23 protein-coding genes are annotated in these 23964 nt (G+C 72.8%); 11 read left to right on the top strand and 12 right to left on the bottom strand.

The genetic code is table 11. The features are described from left to right. Nucleotides 1–66 precede the first annotated feature (66 nt). From polA to L1857_RS17695, 4 genes are all read left to right on the top strand, one after another. Nucleotides 67–2802, top strand: coding sequence for a DNA polymerase I (gene polA / locus L1857_RS17680; RefSeq protein WP_240323361.1), 2736 nt, complete (start codon nt 67–69; stop codon nt 2800–2802). A 4-nt stretch (nt 2803–2806) separates the two neighbouring features. Then, nucleotides 2807–3247 (top strand): helix-turn-helix domain-containing protein, encoded by a 441-nt coding sequence (locus L1857_RS17685; RefSeq protein ID WP_094008323.1) that lies wholly within the window; start codon nt 2807–2809, stop codon nt 3245–3247. Between the two features lie 30 nt (nt 3248–3277). Then, a complete protein-coding gene (locus tag L1857_RS17690) occupies nt 3278–3709 on the top strand; it encodes a VOC family protein (protein ID WP_116113358.1) in 432 nt (143 codons plus the stop codon). Between the two features lie 162 nt (nt 3710–3871). After that, a complete protein-coding gene (locus tag L1857_RS17695; protein ID WP_249465661.1) occupies nt 3872–4489 on the top strand; it encodes a Rossmann-fold NAD(P)-binding domain-containing protein in 618 nt (205 codons plus the stop codon). Nucleotides 4490–4642: 153 nt separating this feature from the next. Here L1857_RS17695 and L1857_RS17700 read toward each other — a convergent pair whose 3' ends face one another. The 8 genes from L1857_RS17700 to L1857_RS17735 form a co-directional block, all read right to left on the bottom strand. Beyond that, complete coding sequence (locus L1857_RS17700; protein WP_249465665.1) at nt 4643–5869, bottom strand: RNA polymerase sigma factor; 1227 nt, start codon at nt 5867–5869, stop codon at nt 4643–4645. Beyond that, a complete protein-coding gene (locus L1857_RS17705) occupies nt 5866–6201 on the bottom strand; it encodes a YciI family protein (protein WP_116113364.1) in 336 nt (111 codons plus the stop codon). Before L1857_RS17705 ends, L1857_RS17700 begins: the two co-directional genes overlap by 4 nt. A gap of 16 nt (nt 6202–6217) precedes the next feature. After that, the gene (locus L1857_RS17710; RefSeq protein WP_116113366.1) at nt 6218–6838 is read right to left on the bottom strand and encodes a dihydrofolate reductase family protein; all 621 of its coding nucleotides are present in this window, start codon (nt 6836–6838) and stop codon (nt 6218–6220) included. A gap of 85 nt (nt 6839–6923) precedes the next feature. Continuing rightward, entirely contained in the window at nt 6924–7508 is a 585-nt protein-coding gene (locus L1857_RS17715) for a TetR/AcrR family transcriptional regulator (protein ID WP_116113368.1), read from the bottom strand. Further along, nucleotides 7505–9385 carry a YhgE/Pip family protein gene (locus tag L1857_RS17720; RefSeq protein ID WP_249465667.1) on the bottom strand — a complete coding sequence of 627 codons (1881 nt, stop codon included), beginning with the start codon at nt 9383–9385 and terminating at the stop codon, nt 7505–7507. The genes L1857_RS17715 and L1857_RS17720 overlap by 4 nt, the downstream gene beginning before the upstream one ends. Then, nucleotides 9382–10035 carry an ATP-binding cassette domain-containing protein gene (locus L1857_RS17725; protein ID WP_249465670.1) on the bottom strand — a complete coding sequence of 218 codons (654 nt, stop codon included), beginning with the start codon at nt 10033–10035 and terminating at the stop codon, nt 9382–9384. The genes L1857_RS17720 and L1857_RS17725 overlap by 4 nt, the downstream gene beginning before the upstream one ends. Nucleotides 10036–10108: 73 nt before the next feature. Then, a complete protein-coding gene (locus L1857_RS17730; RefSeq protein ID WP_094009191.1) occupies nt 10109–11026 on the bottom strand; it encodes a GNAT family N-acetyltransferase in 918 nt (305 codons plus the stop codon). Next, entirely contained in the window at nt 11023–11895 is an 873-nt protein-coding gene (locus L1857_RS17735; protein ID WP_115944944.1) for a class I SAM-dependent methyltransferase, read from the bottom strand. The genes L1857_RS17730 and L1857_RS17735 overlap by 4 nt, the downstream gene beginning before the upstream one ends. Nucleotides 11896–12168: 273 nt before the next feature. On the opposite strand from L1857_RS17735, the gene rpsA reads away from it, so the two are divergent. Continuing rightward, nucleotides 12169–13665, top strand: a complete 1497-nt coding sequence (gene rpsA, locus L1857_RS17740) for a 30S ribosomal protein S1 (protein WP_094009190.1) — start codon at nt 12169–12171, stop codon at nt 13663–13665. A 304-nt stretch (nt 13666–13969) separates the two neighbouring features. Here rpsA and L1857_RS17745 read toward each other — a convergent pair whose 3' ends face one another. After that, entirely contained in the window at nt 13970–14605 is a 636-nt protein-coding gene (locus tag L1857_RS17745) for a TetR/AcrR family transcriptional regulator (protein ID WP_094009189.1), read from the bottom strand. Between the two features lie 142 nt (nt 14606–14747). Between L1857_RS17745 and folP the strand changes: the two genes are divergently transcribed. Beyond that, the gene (folP, locus tag L1857_RS17750; protein WP_198958410.1) at nt 14748–15560 is read left to right on the top strand and encodes a dihydropteroate synthase; all 813 of its coding nucleotides are present in this window, start codon (nt 14748–14750) and stop codon (nt 15558–15560) included. A gap of 94 nt (nt 15561–15654) precedes the next feature. Here folP and L1857_RS17755 read toward each other — a convergent pair whose 3' ends face one another. Then, nucleotides 15655–16158, bottom strand: a complete 504-nt coding sequence (locus L1857_RS17755) for a hypothetical protein (RefSeq protein ID WP_094009187.1) — start codon at nt 16156–16158, stop codon at nt 15655–15657. 81 nt (nt 16159–16239) lie between these two features. After that, nucleotides 16240–16986 carry an IclR family transcriptional regulator gene (locus L1857_RS17760; RefSeq protein WP_240323363.1) on the bottom strand — a complete coding sequence of 249 codons (747 nt, stop codon included), beginning with the start codon at nt 16984–16986 and terminating at the stop codon, nt 16240–16242. Between the two features lie 58 nt (nt 16987–17044). On the opposite strand from L1857_RS17760, the gene L1857_RS17765 reads away from it, so the two are divergent. After that, nucleotides 17045–17956: an acetaldehyde dehydrogenase (acetylating) gene (locus tag L1857_RS17765; protein ID WP_116113384.1), complete on the top strand. Its 912-nt coding sequence runs from the start codon at nt 17045–17047 to the stop codon at nt 17954–17956. Next, complete coding sequence (dmpG, locus tag L1857_RS17770) at nt 17953–18972, top strand: 4-hydroxy-2-oxovalerate aldolase (protein ID WP_116113387.1); 1020 nt, start codon at nt 17953–17955, stop codon at nt 18970–18972. Before L1857_RS17765 ends, dmpG begins: the two co-directional genes overlap by 4 nt. Before the next feature lie 266 nt (nt 18973–19238). Here the strand turns inward: dmpG and L1857_RS17775 are convergent, their stop codons facing one another. Beyond that, nucleotides 19239–19829, bottom strand: coding sequence for a TetR/AcrR family transcriptional regulator (locus L1857_RS17775; RefSeq protein WP_094009183.1), 591 nt, complete (start codon nt 19827–19829; stop codon nt 19239–19241). Between the two features lie 48 nt (nt 19830–19877). Between L1857_RS17775 and L1857_RS17780 the strand changes: the two genes are divergently transcribed. The 3 genes from L1857_RS17780 (at nt 19878) to L1857_RS17790 (ending at nt 23929) form a co-directional block, all read left to right on the top strand. Continuing rightward, on the top strand, nt 19878–20801 hold the full coding sequence (locus tag L1857_RS17780; protein WP_094009182.1) for an oxygenase MpaB family protein: 924 nt from the start codon (nt 19878–19880) through the stop codon (nt 20799–20801). After that, nucleotides 20798–21823 carry an LLM class F420-dependent oxidoreductase gene (locus tag L1857_RS17785; RefSeq protein WP_116113389.1) on the top strand — a complete coding sequence of 342 codons (1026 nt, stop codon included), beginning with the start codon at nt 20798–20800 and terminating at the stop codon, nt 21821–21823. The genes L1857_RS17780 and L1857_RS17785 overlap by 4 nt, the downstream gene beginning before the upstream one ends. A gap of 93 nt (nt 21824–21916) precedes the next feature. Then, nucleotides 21917–23929 (top strand): neutral/alkaline ceramidase, encoded by a 2013-nt coding sequence (locus L1857_RS17790; protein ID WP_116113392.1) that lies wholly within the window; start codon nt 21917–21919, stop codon nt 23927–23929. Nucleotides 23930–23964 lie beyond the last annotated feature (35 nt).

Here is a 23964-nt window from a genome sequence, read left to right on the forward strand (position 1 = left end):
AGACGACGGCAGGGCGAAGCGACCGCTCGCGCGGTTCTGTCGGTGCCCCACCCTAGACTCGCACCCGTGAGCCCCAGCCAGAACCAGCCAGTAGCCAACACCACAGCCACGCTGCCCGCGGACGGGCGGCCGCGGCTGTTGCTGATCGACGGCCACTCGATGGCCTACCGGGCGTTCTTCGCGGTCCCGGCCGACCGGTTCAAGACCTCCACCGGCCAGGTCACCAACGCGGTGTTCGGGTTCACCTCGATGCTCATCAACCTGCTGCGCGACGAGCAGCCCACGCACCTCGCGGTGGCGTTCGACGTGTCGCGGCAGACGTTCCGCTCGGAGACCTTCGCCGACTACAAGGCCACGCGCACGTCCACGCCGGACGAGTTCAAGGGGCAGGTCGACCTGGTCAAGGACGTGCTCGGGGTGCTCGGCATCCCGGTGCTGACCAAGGAGAACTACGAGGCCGACGACATCATCGCCACGCTCACCACGCAGGCCACGGCGCAGGGCTACCAGGTCCTCATCTGCACCGGCGACCGGGACGCGCTGCAGCTGGTGGACGACGCGGTGACCGTGCTGTACCCGCGCAAGGGCGTGTCCGACCTGGTGCGGTACGACCCGGCCGGGGTGTCGGAGAAGTACGGGCTCACCCCGTCGCAGTACCCGGACTTCGCGGCGCTGCGCGGCGACCCGTCGGACAACCTGCCGGGCATCCCGGGGGTGGGGGAGAAGACGGCCACCAAGTGGATCCAGCAGTTCGGGTCGCTGGCCGCGCTCATCGACCGCGTCGACGAGGTCAAGGGCAAGGTGGGCGACGCGCTGCGCGCCCACCTCGACTCGGTGATGCTCAACCGCCAGCTCACCGAGCTGGTGCGGGACGTGCCGCTGGACGCCACGCCCGACGACCTCGCGCTCAAGCCGTGGGACCGGGACGCGGTGCACCGGCTGTTCGACGAGCTGGAGTTCCGGGTGCTGCGCGACCGGCTGTTCCAGACGCTGTCCAGCGCCGAGCCGGAGGCCGAGTCCGGGTTCGAGGTGGAGGGCGCGGCGGTGCCCGCCGGCGGTCTCGCGGCGTGGCTGTCCCGGCACACCAAGGCCGGCCGGACCGTGGGCCTGTCGTTCCGCACCACCGGATCGTCGGTGCGGTCGGACATCCAGTCGATCACCCTCGCCTCGGCGGGCGGCGAGGCCGGCTACGTCGACGTCACCACGCTGGACGAGGCCGACGAGCAGGCGCTGGCGGCGTGGCTGGCCGATCCGGCGATCCCCAAGGCCGGGCACGCCCTGAAGGTGCCGCTGCACGCGCTGCGGGCGCGCGGCTGGAAGCTCGCCGGGCTGGCGATGGACACCGAGCTGGCCGCCTACCTGGTCCGGCCGGGGCAGCGGTCGTTCGAGCTGGACGACCTGGTGCTGCGGTACCTGCAGCGCGAGCTGCGCAACGACAGCGACTCCGGCGACGGCCAGCTGTCCCTGCTCGACGGCGACGACGGCGACCAGAAACTGGTGCAGGGCGAGCTGGTCCGCGCCAGCGCGGTCGCCGAGCTGGCCGGCGCGCTCGCCGGCGAGTTGGAGAAGATCAGCGGCACCACGCTGCTGAACGACATCGAGCTGCCGCTGCTGCAGGTCATCGCCGAGGTCGAGGCCGCGGGCGTGGCGGTGGACATCGAGCAGCTGACCGCGCTGGAGGCGCACTACGGCGCCCGCGTGAAGCAGGCCGCCGAGGCCGCCTACGGCGTGATCGGCAAGCAGGTCAACCTGGGCTCGCCCAAGCAGCTGCAGGTCGTGCTGTTCGACGAGCTGGGCATGCCCAAGACCAAGCGCACCAAGACCGGCTACACCACCGACGCCGAGGCGCTGCAGACGCTGTTCGAGAAGACCGAGCACCCGTTCCTGCAGCACCTGCTGGAGCACCGGGACGCCACCCGGCTCAAGACCACGGTCGAGGGCCTGCTCAAGTCGGTCGCCGACGACGGCCGGATCCACACCACGCTGCACCAGACCATCGCCGCCACCGGGCGTCTGTCCTCTGTGGACCCGAACCTGCAGAACATCCCGATCCGCACCGAGGAGGGCCGCCGCATCCGCGACGCCTTCGTGGTCGGCGAGGGGTACGCCGAGCTGCTCACCGCGGACTACAGCCAGATCGAGATGCGGATCATGGCGCACCTGTCCGAGGACGCGGCGCTGATCGAGGCGTTCCAGTCCGGGTTCGACTTCCACGCCGCCACCGCGGCGCGGGTGTTCGGCGTCGACCCGGCCGACGTCACCGGGCCGCAGCGGGCGAAGATCAAGGCGATGAACTACGGCCTGGCCTACGGGCTGTCGGCGTACGGGCTGTCGCAGCAGCTGCGGATCTCCACCGAGGAGGCGCGCGGGCTGATGGACGAGTACTTCGCCCGGTTCGGCGGGGTGCGCGACTACCTGCACAGCGTCGTGGTCGAGGCGGGCAAGGTCGGCTACACCGAGACGATCTTCGGCCGCCGCCGGTACCTGCCCGACCTCAACAGCGACAACCGGCAGCGCCGGGAGATGGCCGAGCGGATGGCGCTCAACGCGCCGATCCAGGGCAGCGCGGCCGACATCATCAAGGTCGCGATGATCGGCGTGCACCGCGCGATCGCGGAGGCGGGCCTCTCGTCGCGGGTGCTGTTGCAGGTGCACGACGAGCTGATCGTGGAGGTCTGCGAGGGCGAGCGGGACCGGGTCGAGGAGCTGGTGCGCCGCGAGATGGGCGCGGCCTACGAGCTGGCCGTGCCGCTGGAGGTGTCGGTCGGGTTCGGCCGGTCCTGGAACGAGGCGGCGCATTGAGCCGATGACCGACCGGGTGGCGGTGGTGGCGCAGGTGCGCCGCGCCAAGGACTGGATGGACGCGCACTACGCCGAGCCCCTCGACGTGGACGCGCTCGCCGCCGTCGCCTGCTGTTCGCGCTACCACTTCATGCGGTCGTTCGCCGCCGCGTACGGGGAGAGCCCGAAGGCGTACCTGACGCGGCGGCGCATCGAGCGGGCGCAGGACCTGCTGCGGTCGGTGAACCTGACGGTCACCGAGGTGTGCCTGGCCGTCGGGTTCTCCAGCCTGGGCACGTTCAGCCGCCGCTTCACCGAGATCACCGGCGAGTCGCCGAGCGAGTACCGGGCGCGGGTGCGTTCGGACGGGCCGCCGCCGGTGCCCGGGTGCTACCTGATGATGTGGACCCGCCCGGGGGCGGAAACCGCACATTCGGAGAAGCCCGGGGACGCGGCCGGGCCGTAGCGTCTGGTCATCGACGACAGGAGGTTCGCGATGATCAGGGGACTGTCCCATGCCAGCGTCTACGTGCTGGACCACGACTCGGCGAAGGCGTTCTACACCGAGAAGCTCGGCTTCGAGGTGCGGCGGGACCTGCGGATCGGTGATTTCCGCTGGCTCACCGTCGGGCCGCCCGGCCAGCCGGACCTGGATTTCATCCTGATGAAGCCCGGCCCGCCCCAGCACGACGCGGAGACCGAGAAGCAGATCCGGGAGCTGGTGGCCAAGGGCGCGCTCGGCGGGGGAGTCTGGCGCACCGACGACTGCCGGAAGACGCACGCCGACCTGGCCGCCCGCGGGGTCACGTTCCTGCAGGAGCCGGCCGAACGCCCGTACGGCATCGAGGCGGTGTTCCGCGACGACTCGGGCAACTGGTTCAGCCTGACCGAGCCGCACGCCTTCGACCCGGGCAAGGACTGGGGCTGAGCGTCGCCGGTCTCCAGCTGCGCGCCGAGCTGCGCCGCACTTCGGCGCGGGGCGGACCGGTCGCCGGTGAACAGTGTCGTGGCGGGTGTCCGGCGTGTTGCGGGCGGGAAAACGGCACGTGGAGAGGCTGTGCGGGCGGCGGGCAGCAGGTAGCGTGGGGTCATGGCTGGCCGGAAAGCGCTGATCCTGGCGGGAACGGGCATGCTGGCGAGGGTCGCGCAGGTCCTGACCCACGAAGGCTGGCACGTGGTGCTGCCCTCCCGGCGGTACCACCCGCTGGACTGCGAGGTGCGGCCCGGGGCGGCGGCGCGGCGGTCGATGCGGCCACCCGGGCACCGGCCCTACCACCCCGCCACCCTCCGTCCGTGGGGCGGCGGGAAGGCGATCTGGGTCGAGGCGCACTGGGACCGGCCGCGGGAACTCGCGGCGAAGGCGGAGCTGGCCCTGCGCGGGCCGGCGGACCTGCTGGTGGCGTGGATCCACGAGCAGTACCGCCGGTCGGTGATGGGGGCGGTGGAGCCCCTGCTCGCCGAGGACGCGCCGGTGGTCGAGGTCCGCGGCGGCCTGAGCGGCACCGGGACCGTCGAGCCACCCGACCCGCTCCTCCCGCTCCACCCGACGCAGGTGGTGCAGCTGGGCACGGTCTCCGCCTACGACGCCCACCGCTCCCTGGCGCAGGACGAAATCGCCGAGGGAGTACTCGACGCGGTGCGGCGGGCGCTGAACGGGCACGCGAGCTCGACGCATCAGGTGGGGCAGCTGCGGCCGTTGGTGCGCTAGCGGTCAGGGCGGGCAGGTCTGCGAGCGGCGGGGGCCGGGATCGCCGAGGCGGTGCGGCGCGCGCCGAACGGGCACGCGACCTCGACCCACCAGGTGGGCAGGTGCGGCCGTTGGTGCGTAGGTCCGTGAGCGACCCCCCGAAGACCCGGCGTCTCAGCCGGGAGCGCCCGCCTGCCGCACCTCCGTGAGGCGGCCCCTCAGGAACGCTCGTTCGGCTTCGTTCCCGGTCGCGGTCAGCGCCTCCTCGTAACACGCCGCCGCCTCGGCCCAGCGGCCGAGGCGGCGCAGGAAATCAGCCTTGATCGCGGGGAGGTACCGGTACCCGGACAGCCGCCGGTCGCCCTCCAGCGCCGTCACCTCCGCCAGCGCCCGCGCCGGGCCGTCCACCATCGCCACCGCCACCGTCCGGTTCAGCGCCACCACCGGCGACGGCCACACCTTCACCAGCTCGTCGTACAGCACCAGGATCTGCGGCCAGTCCGTCTCCGCGAACGACGGCGCGCTCGCGTGCAGCATCGCGATCGCCGCCTGCAGCGTGAACCGTCCGGGTGCGCCGCCGCGCAGGGCCGACACCACCAGCTCGTCCGCCTCCTCGAGCGCGGCCGCGTCCCAGCGGGAACGGTCCTGCTCGGACAGCAGCAGGAGCCGTCCCGCCTCGTCCGTGCGGGTGGCCCGGCGCGCGTGCCCCGCCAGCAGCAACGCCAGCAACCCCCGCACCTCCCGCGAGTCCGGCATCAGCTCCCGCAGCAGCCGCGCCAGCTCCAGCGCCCGCTCGGCGCACGACACCCGCATCAGCGACGCGCCGGACGGCGCGGTGTGCCCGGTCGTGAACAGCAGGTGGATCGTGGTCAGCACCGCGTCCAGCCGGTCCGGCAGCTCAGCCCGCGACGGCATCCGGAACGGGATCCGCGCCGCCGCGATCTTCTTCTTCGCCCGCGTGATCCGGGCCGCCATCGTCGCCACCGGCACCAGGAACGCGGCGGCGACGTCCGGCGTCGGCACCCCGCACACCAGCCGCAACGTCAGCGCGACCTGCGCCTCGCCCGCCAGCGCGGGGTGGCAGCACAGGAACACCAGCCGCAGCGGATCGCCAGCAGGCGGGGGATCGGGCGCGGGCTCGACCAGCAATGGCAGCTTCGCGCGCAGGGTCGCCGCGCGGCGCAGGGCGTCCAGCGCGTTGTGCCGCGCCGCGGTCGTCAGCCACGCGGCCGGCCGGTCCGGCACGCCGTCACGCGCCCACGCGTCCAGCGCGGCGGCGTAGGCGTCCTGGACGCACTCCTCCGCCAGGTCGAGATCGCGCGTGACCCGCACCGTCGCGGCGAGCACCCGGGCCCACTCGCGGCGGTGCGCGTCGGCGACGGCGCGCCGGGCCTCGGTCACACCTCGAGCACCGGCCGCACCTCGACCGCCCCGTCCATGATCGGCAGCAGCTTCCCGATGGCCACCGCCTGGTCGAGGTCGGCGGCCTCGACCACGAAGAACCCGGCGATGACCTCCTTGCTCTCCAGGAACGGGCCGTCGGTCACCGCGCCGCCCCGGTGGATCGTGCGGGCCCGCGCCGCGGGCTGCAGCGCCTGCTCGTGCACCACCCGGGCGCCCATCTCCTCGATCTTGGGCCCGGCGGCGAGGTTGGCCGCCATGACCTCCGGCGGGATGTCGGCGACCCCGCCGGGCAGTTCCTTCTCGTAGATCAGAATCGCGTACTGCGGCATCGCCTCGAACCCCCGCTCACCAGTTGCCCGTCTCCGGGCCCATCGCACCGTAGCGGAGCTCGCCCCCGCGCGAATAGCGGTTGAGCAGGCCACCGCGCGGCAGCGGCTCGCTGTGGGTGAGCTCCAGCGCGGCCGGCCCGGCGCCGGGACCGAACAGCCGTTTCCCGGTCCCGAGCACCACCGGGAACACCAGCAGCTGGAACTCGTCGACCAGGTCGTGGGCGAGCAGCGTCTGCACCAGGTCGCTGCTGCCGTGGACCTGGATGTCCCCGTCCGCGCCGCGCTTGAGCCCGGCCACCGCCTCGGCGGCGTCCCCGCGCAGCAGCGTGGAGTTCCGCCAGGTCACCTCGGTCAGCGTCCGGGAGGCCACGAACTTGGGCAGGCCGTTCATCACCTCGCCGAGCGGGTCGTCGGCCGGCGGCCAGGTCGCGGCGAACTCCTCGTAGGTCTTCCGGCCGAGCAGCAGCGCGCCCGCCCCGGCGGTGAACGCGCTCATCACTTCGAGCACCCGCTCGCCGATGAACGGCACCGCCCAGCCGCCGTGGGCGAACCCGCCGTCGCGGTCCTCGTCCGGCCCGCCCGGCGCCTGCATCACACCGTCGGCCGACACGAACGCCGTGACCACCAGTTTCCGCATGTCGATCCCTTCCTCACCGGGCGTCCGGATGACGCCCGCGCCCCTACGGCGAACGAGGAGCCGCGGAATCGACAACCGGCGGGAATCAATCCGGGCGGGCCACCCCGCGGACGAGGACCATGATGCCCTCGCGCACCTCGGCGCGGGACCGGTGCGGCTGGAACACCTGCCAGTCCAGCGCGACGACCAGCAGCGTGCCGAACAGCCCGGCCGCCGCGGTCGGCACCTCGACACCCGGCGGCAGCCGCCCGGCGTCGGCCACCCGCTGCAGCTGCTCCTTGACGATCGACACGATGTCCTCGCGCAGCAGCGACAGCGTCTCCTGCCACTGGCCCGGCGTCCGCCACAGCTCGCTGACCAGGATCTGCGAGAACCCGCGGTGCCCGGCGATGAACTCCAGCCCGGTGTCCACCAGCGCCTCCAGCGCGGCCACCGGGTCCGTGCCACCCGTTTGCGCCCGCAGCCGTGAGGCGAGCTGGCCCACGCCGTAACGCAGCAACGCGTCGATGAGCCCGTCCTTGCTGCCGAAGTTGTAGTACACGGTGCCCTTTGCGACCCCGGCCGCCGCCGCGATCTCGTCCACCGTCAGCCCGGCCAGCCCCTTCTCGGTCGCCAGCCGCAGCGTCGCCTCGAACAACTTCTGCTTGGTGTGCTCACCGCGCGGGCTCACAGGGACAGCTCCGGCTGGAGCTTCGACACCGTCCACACCCGCTGCCTGCGCGCGGCCAGCGCCGACACCGCGAGCGCGCCGACCAGGTAGGCGACCAGCACCCCGATGTCCACCAGGTTCCGCAGCGACGCCCCGGTGTACATCAGGTGCCGCAGCCCGTCGACCACGTACCCCATGGGCAGCACGACGTGCAGCGGGTACAGCGCGTCCGGCAGGGTCTGCCAGGGGAACGTGCCGCCCGCGCTGACCAGCTGCAGCACCAGCAGCACCAGCCCGAGGAACTTGCCGACGGCGCCGAAGAACGCGTTGAGCGCGTGCACGATCGCGGTGAAGGTCAGCGACGCGAGGATCGCGAACGCCAGCGCGCCCACCGGGTGCGCGATGTGGATGCCGACGAACCAGGTGACCGCGGCGAACAGCACGACGACCTGCGCGATGCCGAGCAGCGCCGAGGGCAGCCACCCGCCGAGCGCGACCCGCAGCGGCGCGGTGCCGGCCGCGATCGCCCGCGCCGACAGCGGCCGGATCAGCAGGAACAGCACGAACGCGCCGATCCAGGTGGCCAGGGCGAGGAAGAACGGGGCCAGCCCGGCGCCGTAGGTGCCGGCGGAGGCGACGCCCACCGAGTTGACGGTGACCGGGTCGGCGATCGTGTCGGCCGTCGCCGTCCGGGTGGGGTCGCTGGGGTTGGGGATCTGGCCCAGCCCGTTGGTCAGCCCGTCCCGCAACCGGCCCGCGCCGGCCGCCAGCTCCTGGGTGCCGGACAGCGCGGTCTTCTCGCCGTCGTTGAGCTGGGCGGCCCCGGCCGACAGCGTGTTCGCGCCGTCGGCGGCCTGTGCGATCCCACCGGACAGCGCCGGCGCCGAGTTCGCCAGAGTGGCCGCGCCGGCCGCGACCTGCCGCGCGCCGTCGGCGAGCTGGTTCAGCTGGGCGGACGTCTGCTGGATCCGGGCGTTGGCCTGGTCGACCGGGGCCCGCAGATCACCGAGCACGCCCTGCACGCGCTGGATGTCGGTCTCGGACAGCCCGGCGGCGCGCAGGCGGTCGGTGAGCTGGTTGTCCACGTTGTCGAGGTCGCTGACGAGCTGGGCCGACCCGCTGGCGACGGTGGCCCCGGCCGCCGCGACCTGGCTGTTGCCGTCGGCGACCCGCTGCGCGCCGTCGGCCAGCTGCCGGGTGCTCTGCGGCAGGGTCGCGGTGCTCGACCGCAACGTGGACAGCCCGGACGACAGCTCGGCGCTGCCGGTGGCCAGCCGCTGGGCGCCGTCGGCGAGCTGCTGCTGACCGGTCAGCAGCCGGTTCGCCCCGTCCGCGAGCTGGGTCGCGCCGGTCGCGGCCTGCTGGGTCTGCCCGAAGATCGTCGAGAAGCCCATCAGGAACCGGTTCGCGGCCTCGCTGCCCACCTTCTCCGCGATCGTGCCGCGGATCTGCTCGGCCACCTGGTTGGCGATCGTGTGCGACAGGTAGTTGTTCGCGTCGTTCGTGGTCAGCTGGATCGTGGCCCGCTGGGGGGTGAAGTTCCCGCTGGAGGTCAGCGCGGCGGAGAAGTCGCGCGGGATGGTGATCGCGAACGAGTAGCGGTCGTCGCGCACCCCGGCGTCGGCCTCGGCGGCGGAGACCTCGTGCCACTGGAAGGTGCCGGAGCCGACGACCGAGGAGGTGACCTCGTCGCCGATGTTGCGGTCGGTGCTGCCGGTGTCCTCGTTGACGATCGCCGCGGGCAGGTTGCCCAGCCTGCCGTAGGGGTCGAAGTTGGCGTAGAGGTAGAACGACGCGTAGAGCAGGGGGACGAGCACCAGGGCGGCCACGGCGAGCTTGGGCAGCTTGCCGGAGGTCAGGCGGCGCAGTTCCCCGGCGGCGAGACGGAGGCCGGTCACTGCGGATCTCCTTGCACGAGTTCGGGTTCGGGCTGCTCGGTCCGGCCGAGCCGGGCCGGGGGAGCGGGCAGCGCCTCGGGTGGGGTGGTGGCGGTCAGCACGACGACGGCGAACCCGCGCGCGGCGTGCTCGCGGGCCAGGTCCGCCCAGCTCGCGACATCGCTGGTGTGCCGGTCGGGCGTGTCGAGCACGAGCAGCCGCACGCCGGGGCGCGCGGCGGCCAGCGCGGTGAGCAGCCGGGTGCGTTCGGCGGGGGACAGGTGCTCGAACCGGACGCCCGCGCGCCCGGCGAGGTCGTGCTCGGACAGCCACCGCGCGACGGCGTCCTTGCCCGACGGCAGCTTCCCGATCGACAGCTCCTCGGCGACCACCATCCGGACCGGCAGCGAGCCCTCCGGCGCGGTGATCTCCGGCGCGTCCACCACCGCGCCGGCACGGCGCAGCTTCGCCGCGTCCGCCGCGCCGTCGAGCGTCACGAGCCCGGTCGACGGCCGCATCCGCCCGGTCAGGGCGAGGCCGAACGCGGTGACCCCGGCGCCCGGTTCGCCGTGCACGAAGACGAGTTCGCCCTCGGTGACGGTGAGCGAGGTCGGCGGCAGCAGCGTGCCGTGCGGACCTTCGACGGTGACCCGGTCGGCGTGCACCCGCACAGGATCCCCCTCTTTTGAACTGACTGGTCAGTTCAAAAGATACGACCGTCCGCCGGAGCCGGCAACTCGGGGGTCACCGCAGGGCGGAGGCCGGCCGCACCTCCCAGTACGACCACAGCGGCCGGTACCCCTGGCGCGGCCAGAACACCGAGGACAGCGGGTTGGCCGGGTTGTAGTAGAGGTAGGTCGCGCGGGCGCCGCGGCCGGCGAACTCGCGGTGCACCCGGGCCAACAGCGCCCGGCCGATGCCCTCGCCGCGCACGTGCTCGCTGGTGGCGACGTTGTTGACGTAACCCCACCGGCCGGTGGGCAGCAACTCGGCCGCCCACGACCCGGGTGCCGACTCGACCCAGCCGCAGTCGGCCAGCGCCACGGCGACGCCGTCCCGTTCGGCGAGCCAGATCGGCGCCTCCGCCGCGAGGTTGCGCTCCAGGCGCGGGGCGATCAGCTCCCCGGTGCCCGGCCGCCACGGCCCGGCGACCAGGCCGGAGTAGCGGAACGTGGCCAGCGACAGGGCCACGACCTCCTCCAGGTCCTCCGGCCGCGCGCGGCGGATCGTGACCCCGGGCGGGGCCGGGTGGTCCTGCGGCGGGCCGGTGCGCACCGCGAGCACCGACAGCGGGACCAGGCCGTGGTCGAGGAACGCGCGCGCCGCCTCGGCGTCCCGGCTCGGCCAGGTCACCGTGCACGACGAATCCGCGCCCGGTGACTCGCGGTCCATCCGGTGCCGCCACGCGCGCAGCAGCGCGTCCATGCCTGCGGTCCCGGTGTCCCCGATGCAGGGGAACAGGTGCCACACCCGCGCCGCGGACCACAGCAGGTCGAACGCGCCCGGCTCGTGCCGGTGGACCTGGAGCACCCCGGTGACCCGGGTGCCGCCGGCCGTGGCCGCGTCCAGCACCTCGCCCTCCGGCAGCGGCGCGGCGGCCGGCAGCAGCGGGTCCAGCGCGGCGAACCGGGCCCGCTGCGCGGACAGCAGCGCGGTGTTCACCGCGTCCCTGCGCGGGCCCGGAAGATCGCGGTGCCCGGGAACAGCCTGCCGCGCAACGGGCTCCACTGCCCCCACACGCGCGTGTGCCCGGCCGGCCACTCCGGCTCCAGCAGGTCCTCCAGCACGAACCCGGTGGCCGCCAGCGCCCGCACGTAGTCGCCCACCGTGCGGTGGTACTCGACGTAGGTGGCCCGGCTGCCGGCGTCGACCTCGACGTAGGGGGTGCGGTCGAAGTACGGCTGGCTCGCGGTCAGCCCGGCCGGGCCGGGATCGTCCGGAAAGATCCACCGGATCGGGTGAGTCACCGCGAACACCCACGGCCCGCCCGGCCGCAGCACCCGGCGCACCTCGGCGAACACGGTCTCGATCGAGGCCACGAACGGCAGCGCGCCGAACGCCGAGCAGGCTGCGTCCATGCTCCCGTCCGCCAGCGGCAGCCGCTCGGCCGTGGCCTGGATCAGCGGGACGCCGATGCCGGTGCGCGCGGCGGCCGCCCGGGCGTGCCGGAGCATCCCGGCGGACAGGTCGAGCCCGACCGGGTGCGCCCCGGCGGTGGCGAGCCAGCGCGAGCACGCGGCCTGGCCGCACCCGATCTCGGCCACGCGGCGGCCGCGCACGTCGCCGAGCAGGCGGGCGTCGGCCTCGCGCACACCCTCCGGGCACCACACGAAGTCCGCGTCGCCGAGGAACTCGCCGTGGGCCGCCTGGTAGTCGTCGGCGTCGGCGTCCCACCAGGCCAGGTTCGCCGCCGTCGCCTCGTGCGCGGCCACCTCCCGGTGCGCCACGCCGACCGTGCCGAGCCGCTGTTCGGCCCGCGCGTGCCGGTCCGGGTCCAGGTCTTCGCCGTGGTGCTCGCCCGCCGTCGTCACACCGGTATTCTCACCGGCCGGCCGGTGCGCGTCCGTGCGGGCGACCCTGTTTGTGCGCCTCGCAGGCGGCCGCGTACGATATCTCTAGCGCAGTGGGTTCGCGCTACCTTCCACTCGGCAGAGCTGAGCCGGGTTCCGGGTCGCGCACCGTCGGCGGTGATGCTCCGCGGCCGTTCCGTTGTGAACGTTTGCTCATGGTTGCCGTCGTACGCTCGCCGCGCACGCAAACTGCAAACCTACTCGAGCCGTAAACCAACCGGAGCAACCCACCTAATGACCACCGACACCACCACCGCCCCGACGTCCGGCGCCGCCCAGGTCGCCGTCAACGACATCGGGTCGGAGGAAGACTTCCTCGCCGCGATCGACAAGACGATCAAGTACTTCAACGACGGCGATATCGTTGAGGGCACCATCGTCAAGGTCGACCGCGACGAGGTGCTGCTCGACATCGGTTACAAGACCGAGGGCGTCATCCCCTCGCGTGAGCTGTCCATCAAGCACGATGTCGATCCCGGCGAGGTCGTCAGCGTCGGTGACGAGGTCGAGGCCCTCGTCCTCCAGAAGGAGGACAAGGAAGGCCGGCTGATCCTGTCCAAGAAGCGCGCCCAGTACGAGCGCGCCTGGGGCACGATCGAGGAGCTCAAGGAGAAGGACGAGCCCGTCAAGGGCACCGTCATCGAGGTCGTCAAGGGCGGCCTGATCCTGGACATCGGCCTGCGGGGCTTCCTGCCCGCCTCCCTGGTGGAGATGCGCCGCGTGCGGGACCTGCAGCCCTACGTCGGCCGCGAGCTCGAGGCGAAGATCATCGAGCTGGACAAGAACCGCAACAACGTGGTCCTGTCCCGCCGCGCCTACCTCGAGCAGACCCAGTCCGAGGTCCGCAGCGAGTTCCTCAACGCGCTGGCCAAGGGCCAGGTCCGCAAGGGCGTCGTGTCCTCGATCGTCAACTTCGGCGCGTTCGTCGACCTCGGCGGCGTCGACGGTCTGGTGCACGTCTCGGAGCTGTCCTGGAAGCACATCGACCACCCGTCCGAGGTCGTCGAGGTCGGCCAGGAGGTCACCGTCGAGGTGCTGGACGTCGACATGGACCGCGAGCGCGTGTCCCTGTCGCTGAAGGCGACCCAGGAAGACCCGTGGCGCCAGTTCGCCCGCACCCACGCGATCGGCCAGATCGTGCCGGGCAAGGTCACCAAGCTCGTCCCGTTCGGCGCGTTCGTCCGCGTCGAGGAGGGCATCGAGGGCCTGGTGCACATCTCCGAGCTGGCCGAGCGCCACGTGGAGATCCCGGAGCAGGTCGTGCAGGTCGGCACCGAGGTCATGGTCAAGGTCATCGACATCGACCTGGAGCGCCGCCGGATCTCGCTGTCGCTGAAGCAGGCGAACGAGGGCTTCACCACCGACACCGAGTTCGACCCGACCCAGTACGGCATGGCCGCCGAGTACGACGACCAGGGCAACTACATCTACCCCGAGGGCTTCGACCCCGACACGCAGGAGTGGCAGGAAGGCTACGACAAGCAGCGTGAGGAGTGGGAGCGCCAGTACGCCGAGGCGCACGCCCGCTACGAGGCCCACATGCGGCAGATCGCCAAGGCTGCCGAGGCCAGCGCCCAGGCGGCGGCCGAGGAGGCCACCGGCGGCCCGGTCGGCGGCGGCGAGCAGAACTACAGCTCGACCGGTGGCGGCGCGGAGCAGCGCAGCGGCGGCACCCTCGCCAGCGACGAGCAGCTCGCGGCCCTGCGCGAGAAGCTGTCGGGCGGCGCGTGAGCGCGTAGCTCAGGCTGACTGATCGATTCGTGGCCCCCGGTTCTCTGCGGAGACCGGGGGCCACGTTCGTCTCACCCGCCCGCGAGTCCCACGCTCCGGCGGGCGAGTTCTGCGTTCGGTGCGCGCGAGTTCCACGCTCCGGCGGGCGAGTTCCACGCTCCGGCGGGCGAGTTCCACGCTCCGGCGGGCGAGTTCCACGCTCCGGCGGGCGTGTCCCACGCTCCGGTGGGGGAGTTCGGCGTCCCGTGCGCGCGAGTCCGTGTGCCCGGGTAGGTGCGGGGCGTGGGCCGTGAGCGGGCGCGGATCAGCCGAGGTCGAGGTCCAGTCCGTTGAGCATCGCGCGGATGCCGGCGCCGAAGATGTCGTCGTAGGCGGTGTCCGTCGTCGCGATGAACCACTTCGGCGGCGGGTTGCGCGCGCGGTGCGTCAGCTCGACGCTCACCAGCCCGTGCATCGTCGTCCAGATCAGGTAGCCGGTGACGTTCGGATCGCGGCCGGGCGGTGTCGCCGGCGCCACGCGGTCCACGAGCAGGTCGAAGGTGCCGCGCTGGGCGAACGACCGCAGATCCGGGTCCGGGTCGAACCCGGGCACCGACTGCTCGAACATGAACGAGTACCGCGCCGGGCTGTCCAGCGCGAACCGGCGGTAGGCCCGGGCCAGCGCGAGGATCCCCGCGGCCGGGTCGCCGGGAACCCGCGGCACGGCCACGAACTTCTCGTGCAGCATCTCGAAAGTGCGCTCGTACAAGGCGTCCAGCACCCCGTTGCGGCCGCCGAAGCGCGTGTAGACCCCGATCGTCGACGTGCCGGCCGCCTCGGCGACGCTGCGCACCGTCAGCCCGGACACGCCATGCTCGAGGAGAACCGTCAGCGCGGCCTGCAGGAACCGCTCCCTGCTGTGGCTGTCCGCCGGGCCCGCCGGGCCGTGCCGGGTGGCCATCCGCGCACCCCCTTCGCTCTTCTGGAAGCAACTTAGGGCATAACGCGCGTTATCGCGCCCCCGCCACGGCAGGCATGATGAACTCGTGGCAGTCGACTTGGTCTTCCGCGGGCGGCGCGTCGTCTCCGACCGCGCGCTCGTGATGGCGATCGTGAACCGCACCCCCGATTCGTTCTACGACCGGGGCGCGTCCTTCGCCGATCCGGACGCCCTCGCGGCCGTCGACCGAGCCGTCGCCGAAGGTGCCGACATCGTGGACATCGGCGGGGTCAAGGCCGGCCCGGGCAGCGACGTCGGCGTCGCCGAGGAGACCCGCCGGGTGGTGCCGTTCGTGGCCGAGATCCGGCGCCGGCACCCGGACCTGGTGATCAGCGTGGACACCTGGCGGCACGAGGTGGGGCGCCTGGCCTGCGAGGCCGGGGCGGACCTGCTCAACGACACCTGGGCCGGCGCCGACCCCCGGCTGGCGGAGGTCGCGGCCGAGTTCGGCGCCGGGTACGTGTGCTCGCACACCGGGGGAGCGGTGCCGCGGACGCGCCCGTTCCGCGTGCGTTACGAGGACGTGGTGGGGCAGGTGATCGAGGAGCTCACCCGCCGCGCCGAGGAGGTCGTGGCGCTCGGCGTGCCCCGCGGCGGCGTCCTGATCGACCCGACGCACGACTTCGGCAAGAACACCTGGCACAGCCTGGCGCTGCTGCGGCACGCGCGCGACCTGACGGCGACCGGCTGGCCGGTCCTCATGGCACTGTCCAACAAGGACTTCGTGGGGGAGACCCTGGGCGCGGGCATCACGGAGCGCCTGGACGGCACCCTGGCCGCGACGGCGCTCGCCGCGCGGGACGGGGCGCAGGTGTTCCGCGTCCACGAGGTCCAGCAGACGCGCCGGGTCCTGGAAATGGTGGCGACGATCGCCGGGGAGCGCCCGCCGGCGCAGGCGCTGCGCGGACTCGCCTGACCCGCGCGGCGGCGGCACCGGCCGCGGTGGTCCCGCGCGACCGGCGCCGCGCACCGCTCCCGGGAAGCGCTGTCCGGCCCGCCCGCGGAAAGCGCTATCGTGCGGAACCGTTGAGTCCGTGCAGCACGCGCTGCAGGATCTGCGAGTCCAGGAAGTCGGGCTCCGGCAGCGGCTCCTCGGCCGGGTACTCGGTCGCGGGGCTGGGCAGGCGGTGCGGGGAACGCGTCGGGAGGGCTCCGGTCACCCCGGCGGGCAGCGGCAGCTCGCACCACGCGGTGCGGTGCCCGCCGGGCAGGGCGACGGTGTTGATGGTCCAGCCGGGCAGTTCGGGGGGTTCGCCGGGGCGGTCGTCGTCGAGTTCGACGACCACCACGTCGCGGTGCAGGCGCAGCCGGACGGTCAGGAAGCGGGGCGATCGCCGGTCCGCCCCGTCCACCGAGGACCGCACCAGGTGCCGGATGACGGTCGCCGCGTCGTCGGCCAGCGGGCGTAGTTTCCACTCCAGGAGGGCGAAACGGACGAACATCTCGGCGCAGCTGACGGCGGTCGGCGCCGCCACGAGCCGAAGGTCGTCTACCTGGGTGGTCGCGGTGGTCACGCCAATCCTCCCTAACATCCCCGTGGCCCGGCGAGCGCCACGAGACCTACGTGTCGATCTTCCCCGCTGGTGCGCGAGACCCTACGGCAAGGCCCGCGACAAAGCGAGAGCCGCCGTGCGCACCGCTGGAGAGACGCGCTCGACCCGGACCCGGTTGCTCCAGCCCGAGATCGAAATCGCGGCCCGTGCCCGACCGGTCGCGTCGAGCACTGGACTGGCTGCACAGGTTACGCCCACCCCGGATTCCTCCCGCTCGTAGGCGACCCCCTCGTCGCGGATCCGGGTCAGCTGCCGCCGCAGCAGCCCCGGCGCGGTGATCGTGCGCGGGCCCACCCTGGTCAGCCCCGCCGCCAGCACGGTCTCCAGCACGGACGCGGGGGAGTGCGCCAGGATCGCCTTGCCCACCGCCGTGGCGTGCGCGGGGAACCGGCCGCCGATGCGGGACGGCAGCGCCGGCGCGTCCGGCCCCCGCACGATGTCGAGGTACACCACCTCGGTGCCCTCCAGCACCGCCAGGTGCACCGTGTTGCGCGTGGCCTCACGCAGATCGGCCAGGTAGGGGCGGGCGGCGTCGACGAGCCCGCGCTCCCGCCCGGCCAGCTGCCCGATCTCGAACAGCCGCAGCCCGAGCCGCACCGCGGTGCCGTCGCGCTCCAGCAGGCCCTGCGTGACCAGGTGCCCGGTCAGCCGGTGCACCGACGACTTCGGCACGCCGGTGCGGCGCGCCAGCTCGGACGCGCCCAGCGCCCGGTCTCCGGGCCGGAACGCGCCGAGCAGCGCGGCGATCCGCGCCGCGGTCATCCCGTCGTCCCGCTCAGCGGCACACATGCGTTGAGTGTGCCGCAGTCCGGCGCGCACCGTGGAGCCGACCCCGGAAGGAGGGCGCATGAGCACCCGGAAGGCACGGGCCGCGATCGTCGGACCCGGCAACATCGGCACCGATCTGCTCGTCAAGCTGCGGCGCAGCGAGCACATCGAGGTCGCGTACATGGTCGGGGTGGACCCGGCCTCCGACGGCCTGAAGCGGGCGGCCGCGCTGGGCGTGGACACCTCGGCCGAGGGCGTGGACTGGCTGCTGTCCCGCGACGAGCTGCCGGACATCGTCTTCGAGGCCACCTCCGCCAAGGCGCACCTCGCCAACGCCCCGCGCTACGCCGAGGCCGGCATCCAGGCCGTCGACCTGACCCCGGCCGCGGTCGGCCCGTTCACCTGCCCCGCGGTGGACCTGCCGGACCAGCTGGGCGCGGCGAACTACAACATGATCACCTGCGGCGGGCAGGCCACGATCCCGATCGTGCATGCCGTCTCCCGCGTCACCGAGGTGCCCTACGCCGAGATCGTGGCGTCGGTGTCCTCGCGGTCGGCCGGTCCGGGCACGCGCGCCAACATCGACGAGTTCACCGAGACCACCGCCCGCGGCCTGGAGATCGTCGGCGGCGCCGCGAAGGGCAAGGCGATCATCATCATCAACCCGGTCGAACCGCCGCTCATCATGCGCGACACCGTGTTCTGCGCGATCTCGCCGGACGCCGACCGCGACGCGATCACCGCGTCGATCGAGCGGATGGTCGCCGACGTGCAGGAGTACGTCCCCGGCTACACGCTCAAGGCGGCGCCGCAGTTCGACGACCCGCGGCCGGACTGGCGGGGCCGGGCCCGGGTCGCGGTGTTCCTCGAGGTCGCCGGCAACGGCGACTACCTGCCGCCCTACGCCGGGAACCTGGACATCATGACCGCCGCCGCGGCCCGCGTGGGTGAGCTGCTGGCCGCCAACCGCGCGCAGGAGGTGCCGGCATGACCGAGCGGGAGGTGCGGCTCGTCGACACGAGCCTGCGCGACGGCAGCCACGCCATGGCCCACCAGTTCACCGAGGCCAACGTGCGGGACACCGTGCGCGCGCTGGACACCGCCGGGATCTCGCTGATCGAGGTGACCCACGGCGACGGCCTCGGCGGATCGACCTTCAACTACGGCTTCTCCCTGGTCGACGAGCGCAAGCTGATCGCCGCCGCCGTCGACGAGGCCGAGCGGGCCACGATCGCCGTGCTGCTGCTGCCCGGCCTGGGCACGGTCAGCGACCTGAAGGCCGCCGCCGACCTGGGCGCGGGCGCGGTGCGGATCGCCACGCACTGCACCGAAGCTGACGTGTCGATCCAGCACTTCACCGAGGCGCGCACGCTGGGGCTGGAGACCGTCGGATTCCTGATGCTGTCGCACATGGCCACGCCGGAGACCCTCGCGAAGCAGGGCCGGATCATGGTCGACGCCGGATGCCAGTGCGTGTACGTGGTGGACTCCGCCGGCGCGCTGATCCTGGAGGAAGCCGCCGACCGGGTGGCCGCGCTGGCCGCCGAGTTCGGCGACGCGGCGCAGGTGGGCTACCACGGCCACCAGAACCTCAGCTTCGGCGTGGCGAACTCGGTGCTTGCCTATCGGGCGGGGGCGAAGCAGATCGACGGCTCGCTCGTCGCGCTCGGCGCCGGGGCCGGCAACTCGCCGACCGAGGTGCTCGCCGCGGTGTTCGAGCGGCTGGGCGTCCAGACCGGGGTGGACAAGGACGTGCTGATGGACGCCGCGGAGAACGTGGTCAAGCCGTTCATCACGCGGCTGCCGGTGATGGACCGGTCGTCGATCGTGCAGGGGTTCGCCGGGGTGTACTCCAGCTTCCTGCTGCACGCCGAGCGCGCCGCCGAGCGGTACGGGGTGCCCGCCCACGAAATCCTGTACCGGGTGGGGGAGCGGCGCTACGTCGGCGGTCAGGAGGACATGATCATCGGCATCGCCCTCGAACTCGCGGGGGAGAAATCCGGGTAGGGCGTGAGTCGCGGTGCGGGTGGTGGCCCCTCCCGCCAGCCCACCACCACCCTCAACGGACGCGCTCCGCGCGGCTGGGCCGACTCAGCCCCCTCGCTGTGGGATCGCCTCCTCATGAATTCCCGCCCGCCGGCCCGACCACCACCCCTGGTGGACGCGCTTCGCGCGACAGTGCCAACCACCACGTCGGCGCTGTCCTCGCGAGGGGGCTCCTGAGAACCCGCGGCGGTGCCGGTGGCTCGAGCGTGCCGGGCAGAGAGGTCCGCTTAGGACGATCGCACCAGCAGGCGGACGCAGTGCTCCACGAGGCGCTCCCGGGACATCTCCGGCGTGCCGGACAGGTAGGCGGTGAACAGGTGGGTCAGCGCGCCGACGAGGCCGATCGCGGTCAGCTGCTTCTCCAGCGCGTCCATCCGCTCGGGCAGCTGCTCCCGCACCAGCCCGGCGAAGGCCGGCAGCAGCGCCACGCCGCGGGCGGACAGGGCCGGGTCGGTGATCGGCGCCAGCAGCAGGACCCGGCCCTTGCGCGGATCGTCGAGCATCAGCCCGACGAACGCGGTGACCGCCGCCTCGGCGCGCTCGGCCGGGTCCCGCCGGCTGTCCGGCACCGCGTCGGCGAGGGCGCGGTGGGCCTCGGCGGCGACCTGCTCGTAGACCGCGACCACCAGCTCCTCGCGGTCGGCGAAGTTCTCGTAGAAGTAGCGCTCGGTGAGCCTGGCCTGCCGGCACACCGCGCGCACGGTCACCGCGGCGCTGCCCGCGGTGCCGAGCAGGTCGAGTCCCGCGTCGAGCAGCTGGGCGCGCCGGGCCGCCCGGCGGTCGCTCAGCGTGGTGCCCGCCCAGGTCTTCTCCGCCATCCGCCCTCACAATTGACTACAGGTGTTGTCAATTGTAGCGTTCGGATCATGGCAGCGCAGCCCCTGGGCCCCGGGTCCCTGACGTGGAAGTACTTCGGCGACTGGCGGACCCTGCTCATGGCACTGTGGGCGGGCTCGTTGCAGAACATGCACCCCGAACTCGGCGCCGGGGTGGAGCAGCACTCGCGGTTCTTCGCCGAACGCTGGCAGCGGCTGTTCCGCTCGCTGTACCCGATCGGCGGCGTGGTCTACGACGGCCCGCGCGCGGCCGGGACCGCGCGGGCGGTGCGCGGCTACCACGAGACGATCCAGGGCGTGGACTCCCGCGGCCGCCGCTACCACGCGCTGAACCCGGGCACGTTCTACTGGGCGCACTCGACGTTCTTCATGCTCACCGTGGTCGCCGCGGAGCGGATGATGGGCGGGCTCAGCGAGGCGGACAAGCGGCGGCTGTTCGACGAGCACATCCAGTGGTACCGGCTCTACGGGCTGAGTATGCGGCCGGTGCCGGCCACCTGGGAGGAGTTCCAGTCCTACTGGGACCACATGTGCACCGAGGTCCTGGAGGACAACAAGGCCACGCGGGACGTGCTCGACCTCCGCGGGATCGCCAAGCCACCGTTCGTGTCTTGGATGCCGGAGCCGGTGTGGCGGGTGCTGCGCGCCGGGATCGCCAAGTCGTTCGTGTGGTGGACCGTCGGCCTGTACCACCCGGCGGTGCGGGCACGGCTGGGCTACTCGTGGTCGCGCCGCAGCGAGGTGCTGCACCGGCTCACCGGCCGCGCGATCGGGCTGGCGTTCCGGTTCGTGCCGCGCGACCGCCGCTACCACCCGCGCGCCCGGGCGGCGTGGCGCCGGGTGCGCGGGGAGGTCCCGGCGGACGCCCCGCTGGTGGAGACCCCCGCGCGCAACCTGCCACCACTGTCCGAACGGGACAGTCCCATCCACTACGTTCCCCGGGAGGCGTCGTGAAGCTCGGCTATCACATCGGTTACTGGTCCTCCGGTCCGCCGGAGGGCGCGCTCGAGGCGATCCGCGCCGCGGAGGAGCTGGGGTTCGACTCGGTGTGGACCGCCGAGGGGTACGGCTCGGACGCGCTGACCCCGCTGGCCTGGTGGGGCGCGGCGACCTCGCGGGTCAAGCTGGGCACCAACATCGTCCAGATGTCGGCCCGCACCCCGACCGCGACCGCGATGGCCGCGATGACCCTGGACCACCTCTCCGGCGGCCGGTTCATCCTCGGCCTCGGCGCGTCCGGCCCGCAGGTGGTGGAGGGCTGGTACGGGCAGCCGTACCCGCGGCCGCTGGCCCGGACACGGGAGTACGTGGAGATCGTGCGCCGGGTGGTGGCGCGCCGCGAGCCGGTGACCTTCGACGGCGAGCAGTACCAGCTGCCGCTGCGGGACGGGACCGGGCTGGGCAAGCCGCTGAAGTCCACCGTGCACCCGCTGCGCCCGGAGATCCCCGTCTACCTGGCCGCGGAGGGGCCGAAGAACGTGGCGCTGGCGGCCGAGATCTGCGACGGCTGGCTGCCGCTGTTCTTCTCCCCGAAGAGCGACGCGTTCTACCGCGAGGCGCTCGCCGAGGGCTTCGCGCGCCCCGGCGCCCGGCACACCCAGGCCGATTTCGAGGTGGCCGCGTCGGTGCCGGTCATCGTGCACGACGACGTCGAGACCGCGGCCGGGTTCATCAAGCCGTCGCTGGCGCTCTACATCGGCGGCATGGGGGCCAGGCAGGTGAACTTCCACAAGGACGTGTTCGCCCGGCTCGGGTATGCGGACGTCGCGGAGAAGGTGCAGGAGCTCTACCTCGCCGGGCGGAAGGAGGAGGCCGCCGCGGCGATCCCCACGTCGCTGGTGGAGGACACCTCGCTGATCGGGCCGCCGGAGAAGATCCGGGCGGAGCTGGCCGCGTGGGAGGAGACGGTGGTGACGACCTTGCTGCTGCGCGGGGATGCGCGAACCTTGCGGCGGATCGCTGAGGTGATCGGGTAGCGAATCCACCCGGACGAGGGTTGGCAGCGCCGGGCGGCCTCCTCTAGTCTCCGTCAAATCTGAAAGGGCTTCACGTCTGGAAGGAGTGTGCCGATGCCGGTGAGCCGCAGGACCGTCTTGGCCGGAGCGGCCGCGGCGCCGCTGGCCGCGGGAGTGCTCGCCATCCCGCAGGCGACCGCGCAGCAGGGCTACCTCGTCGGCGCCGGGATCTCCGACGTCACCGGGCCCGCGGCCGAGTGCGGCATGATGGGCTACTCGATGCCGCAGCAGCAGACCGCCGGCATCCACCAGCGCACCCGTGCCCGCGCCTACGTCGTCGCCGAGCCGGGTGGGCGGCGGATCGTGTTCGTCACCGCCGACGTGGGCGCGCTGTTCCAGTCCGTGCACCAGGGGGTGCTCGCCCGGCTCGCGCAGCGCTACGGCGACCTCTACACCGAGCAGAACGTGCTGCTCAACGCCACCCACACGCACGCCGGCTGCGGCGGATCGTCCTGGTACGCCGCCTACAACCTGTCGATCCTGGGCTTCCAGCGGCAGACCTACGACGCGCAGGTCGACGGCATCGTCGAAGCGATCCAGCAGGCGCACGACGACCTCGCCCCCGGCACGATCACCCTCGGCCGGACCGAGCTGACCGACGCCAGCGTCAACCGCTCCCGCACCGCGTTCGAGCTGAACCCCCAGGCGGACAAGGACCACTTCCCGCTCGCCATCGACCCGGCCGTCACCGTGCTGCGGTTCCGCCAGGGCGGCCGCGACATCGGCGCCATCGCCTGGTTCGCCACCCACGGCACGTCGATGACCAACGCGAACAAGCTGATCAGCGGCGACAACAAGGGCTACGCCGCCTACGCCTGGGAACACGGCCGCGGCACCCGCTCCCTCGACGGCGCCCCGGAGTTCGTCGCCTGCTTCCCGCAGACCAACTCCGGCGACATGTCCCCGAACCTCAACCTGAAACCGGGATCCGGCCCGACCGAGGACGAGTTCACCAACACCCGCATCATCGGCGAACGCCAGTTCACCGCCGCCAAAACCGCCTTCGACAGCACGCGCACGCCCCTCGCCGGGCCGCTGGACTTCCGCTTCTGCTACGTGGACATGTCGAAGGTGACCGTCGACGGCCGCTACACGCCGGACGGACGGCAGCACACCACCGCCACCGCCGCGATCGGCGTGTCGATGCTGGCCGGCAGCACCGAGGACGGCCCCGGCCTGCCGCTGCCGGAGGGCGTGCGCAACCCCTTCGTCGACGCGCTCGGCGGGATGGACGCGCCGATCCCGCAGGCGCTCGCCGACGCGCACGCGCCCAAGGTGATCGCGGTGCCCTTCGGCGCGATGAAGCCCTACCCGTGGGCGCCGGAGGTGCTGCCGCTGCAGATCCTGCGGCTCGGGCAGCTCTACCTCGTCGGCGGGCCCGCCGAGTACACGATCGTCGCCGGGCTGCGCATCCGCCGCACCGTCGCCGCCGAGCTCGGCGTGCCACTGGAGAACGTGATCATGCAGGGCTACGCCAACGCCTACAGCCAATACGTGACCACGCCCGAGGAGTACGACTCGCAACAGTACGAGGGCGCGTCCACGCTCTTCGGCCGCTACACGCTGCCCGCCTACCAGCAGGAGTTCGCGCGCCTGGCCGCGGCGATGCGGACCGGCGCGAGCGTGCCGCACGGCCCGGTGCCACGCGACCTGTCCGGCGCGCAGCTCAACTTCCAGCCCGGCGTGGTGGTCGACTCGCCGCCGCTGCTCAAGCGGTTCGGCGACGTGCTCACCGAGGCGCGCGGCAGCTACCGGCGGGGCGAGCAGGTGGTGGTCGAGTTCGTCACCGGCCACCCGAAGAACGACCTGCACCGGAACGGCACGTTCGCCGAGATCCAGCGCCTGGACGGCGGCGCCTGGGTGCGGCACGCCGACGACGGCGACTGGGCCACCAAGTACCGCTGGACGCGCACCTTCCTGGCCGAGTCGAAGGCGACGATCACCTGGGACATCCCGCCGGACACCCCGGTCGGCAAGTACCGCGTCGTCCACTTCGGCGACGCGAAGGCACTCGACGGCACGATCACCCCCTTCACCGGCACCTCACGCGCGTTCGTCGTCTCGTGACGAATTCGCGCCCCGGGCTCACCCGGGCGCGTGAT

The sequence above is a fragment of the Amycolatopsis thermalba genome (assembly GCF_023376025.1).
Lineage (GTDB): Bacteria > Actinomycetota > Actinomycetes > Mycobacteriales > Pseudonocardiaceae > Amycolatopsis_E > Amycolatopsis_E thermalba.

Bases quoted from the DNA above. Each gene is read 5' to 3' on its own strand.
- L1857_RS17685 (WP_094008323.1), top strand. From the start codon at position 2,807: ATGACCGACCGGGTGGCGGTGGTGGCGCAGGTGCGCCGCGCCAAGGAC.
- L1857_RS17690 (WP_116113358.1), top strand. From the start codon at position 3,278: ATGATCAGGGGACTGTCCCATGCCAGCGTCTACGTGCTGGACCACGAC.
- L1857_RS17695 (WP_249465661.1), top strand. From the start codon at position 3,872: ATGGCTGGCCGGAAAGCGCTGATCCTGGCGGGAACGGGCATGCTGGCG.
- L1857_RS17705 (WP_116113364.1), bottom strand. From the start codon at position 6,201: ATGCCGCAGTACGCGATTCTGATCTACGAGAAGGAACTGCCCGGCGGG.
- L1857_RS17710 (WP_116113366.1), bottom strand. From the start codon at position 6,838: ATGCGGAAACTGGTGGTCACGGCGTTCGTGTCGGCCGACGGTGTGATG.
- rpsA (WP_094009190.1), top strand. From the start codon at position 12,169: ATGACCACCGACACCACCACCGCCCCGACGTCCGGCGCCGCCCAGGTC.
- L1857_RS17745 (WP_094009189.1), bottom strand. From the start codon at position 14,605: ATGGCCACCCGGCACGGCCCGGCGGGCCCGGCGGACAGCCACAGCAGG.
- folP (WP_198958410.1), top strand. From the start codon at position 14,748: ATGGCGATCGTGAACCGCACCCCCGATTCGTTCTACGACCGGGGCGCG.
- L1857_RS17760 (WP_240323363.1), bottom strand. From the start codon at position 16,986: ATGTGTGCCGCTGAGCGGGACGACGGGATGACCGCGGCGCGGATCGCC.
- L1857_RS17765 (WP_116113384.1), top strand. From the start codon at position 17,045: ATGAGCACCCGGAAGGCACGGGCCGCGATCGTCGGACCCGGCAACATC.
- dmpG (WP_116113387.1), top strand. From the start codon at position 17,953: ATGACCGAGCGGGAGGTGCGGCTCGTCGACACGAGCCTGCGCGACGGC.
- L1857_RS17775 (WP_094009183.1), bottom strand. From the start codon at position 19,829: ATGGCGGAGAAGACCTGGGCGGGCACCACGCTGAGCGACCGCCGGGCG.
- L1857_RS17780 (WP_094009182.1), top strand. From the start codon at position 19,878: ATGGCAGCGCAGCCCCTGGGCCCCGGGTCCCTGACGTGGAAGTACTTC.
- L1857_RS17790 (WP_116113392.1), top strand. From the start codon at position 21,917: ATGCCGGTGAGCCGCAGGACCGTCTTGGCCGGAGCGGCCGCGGCGCCG.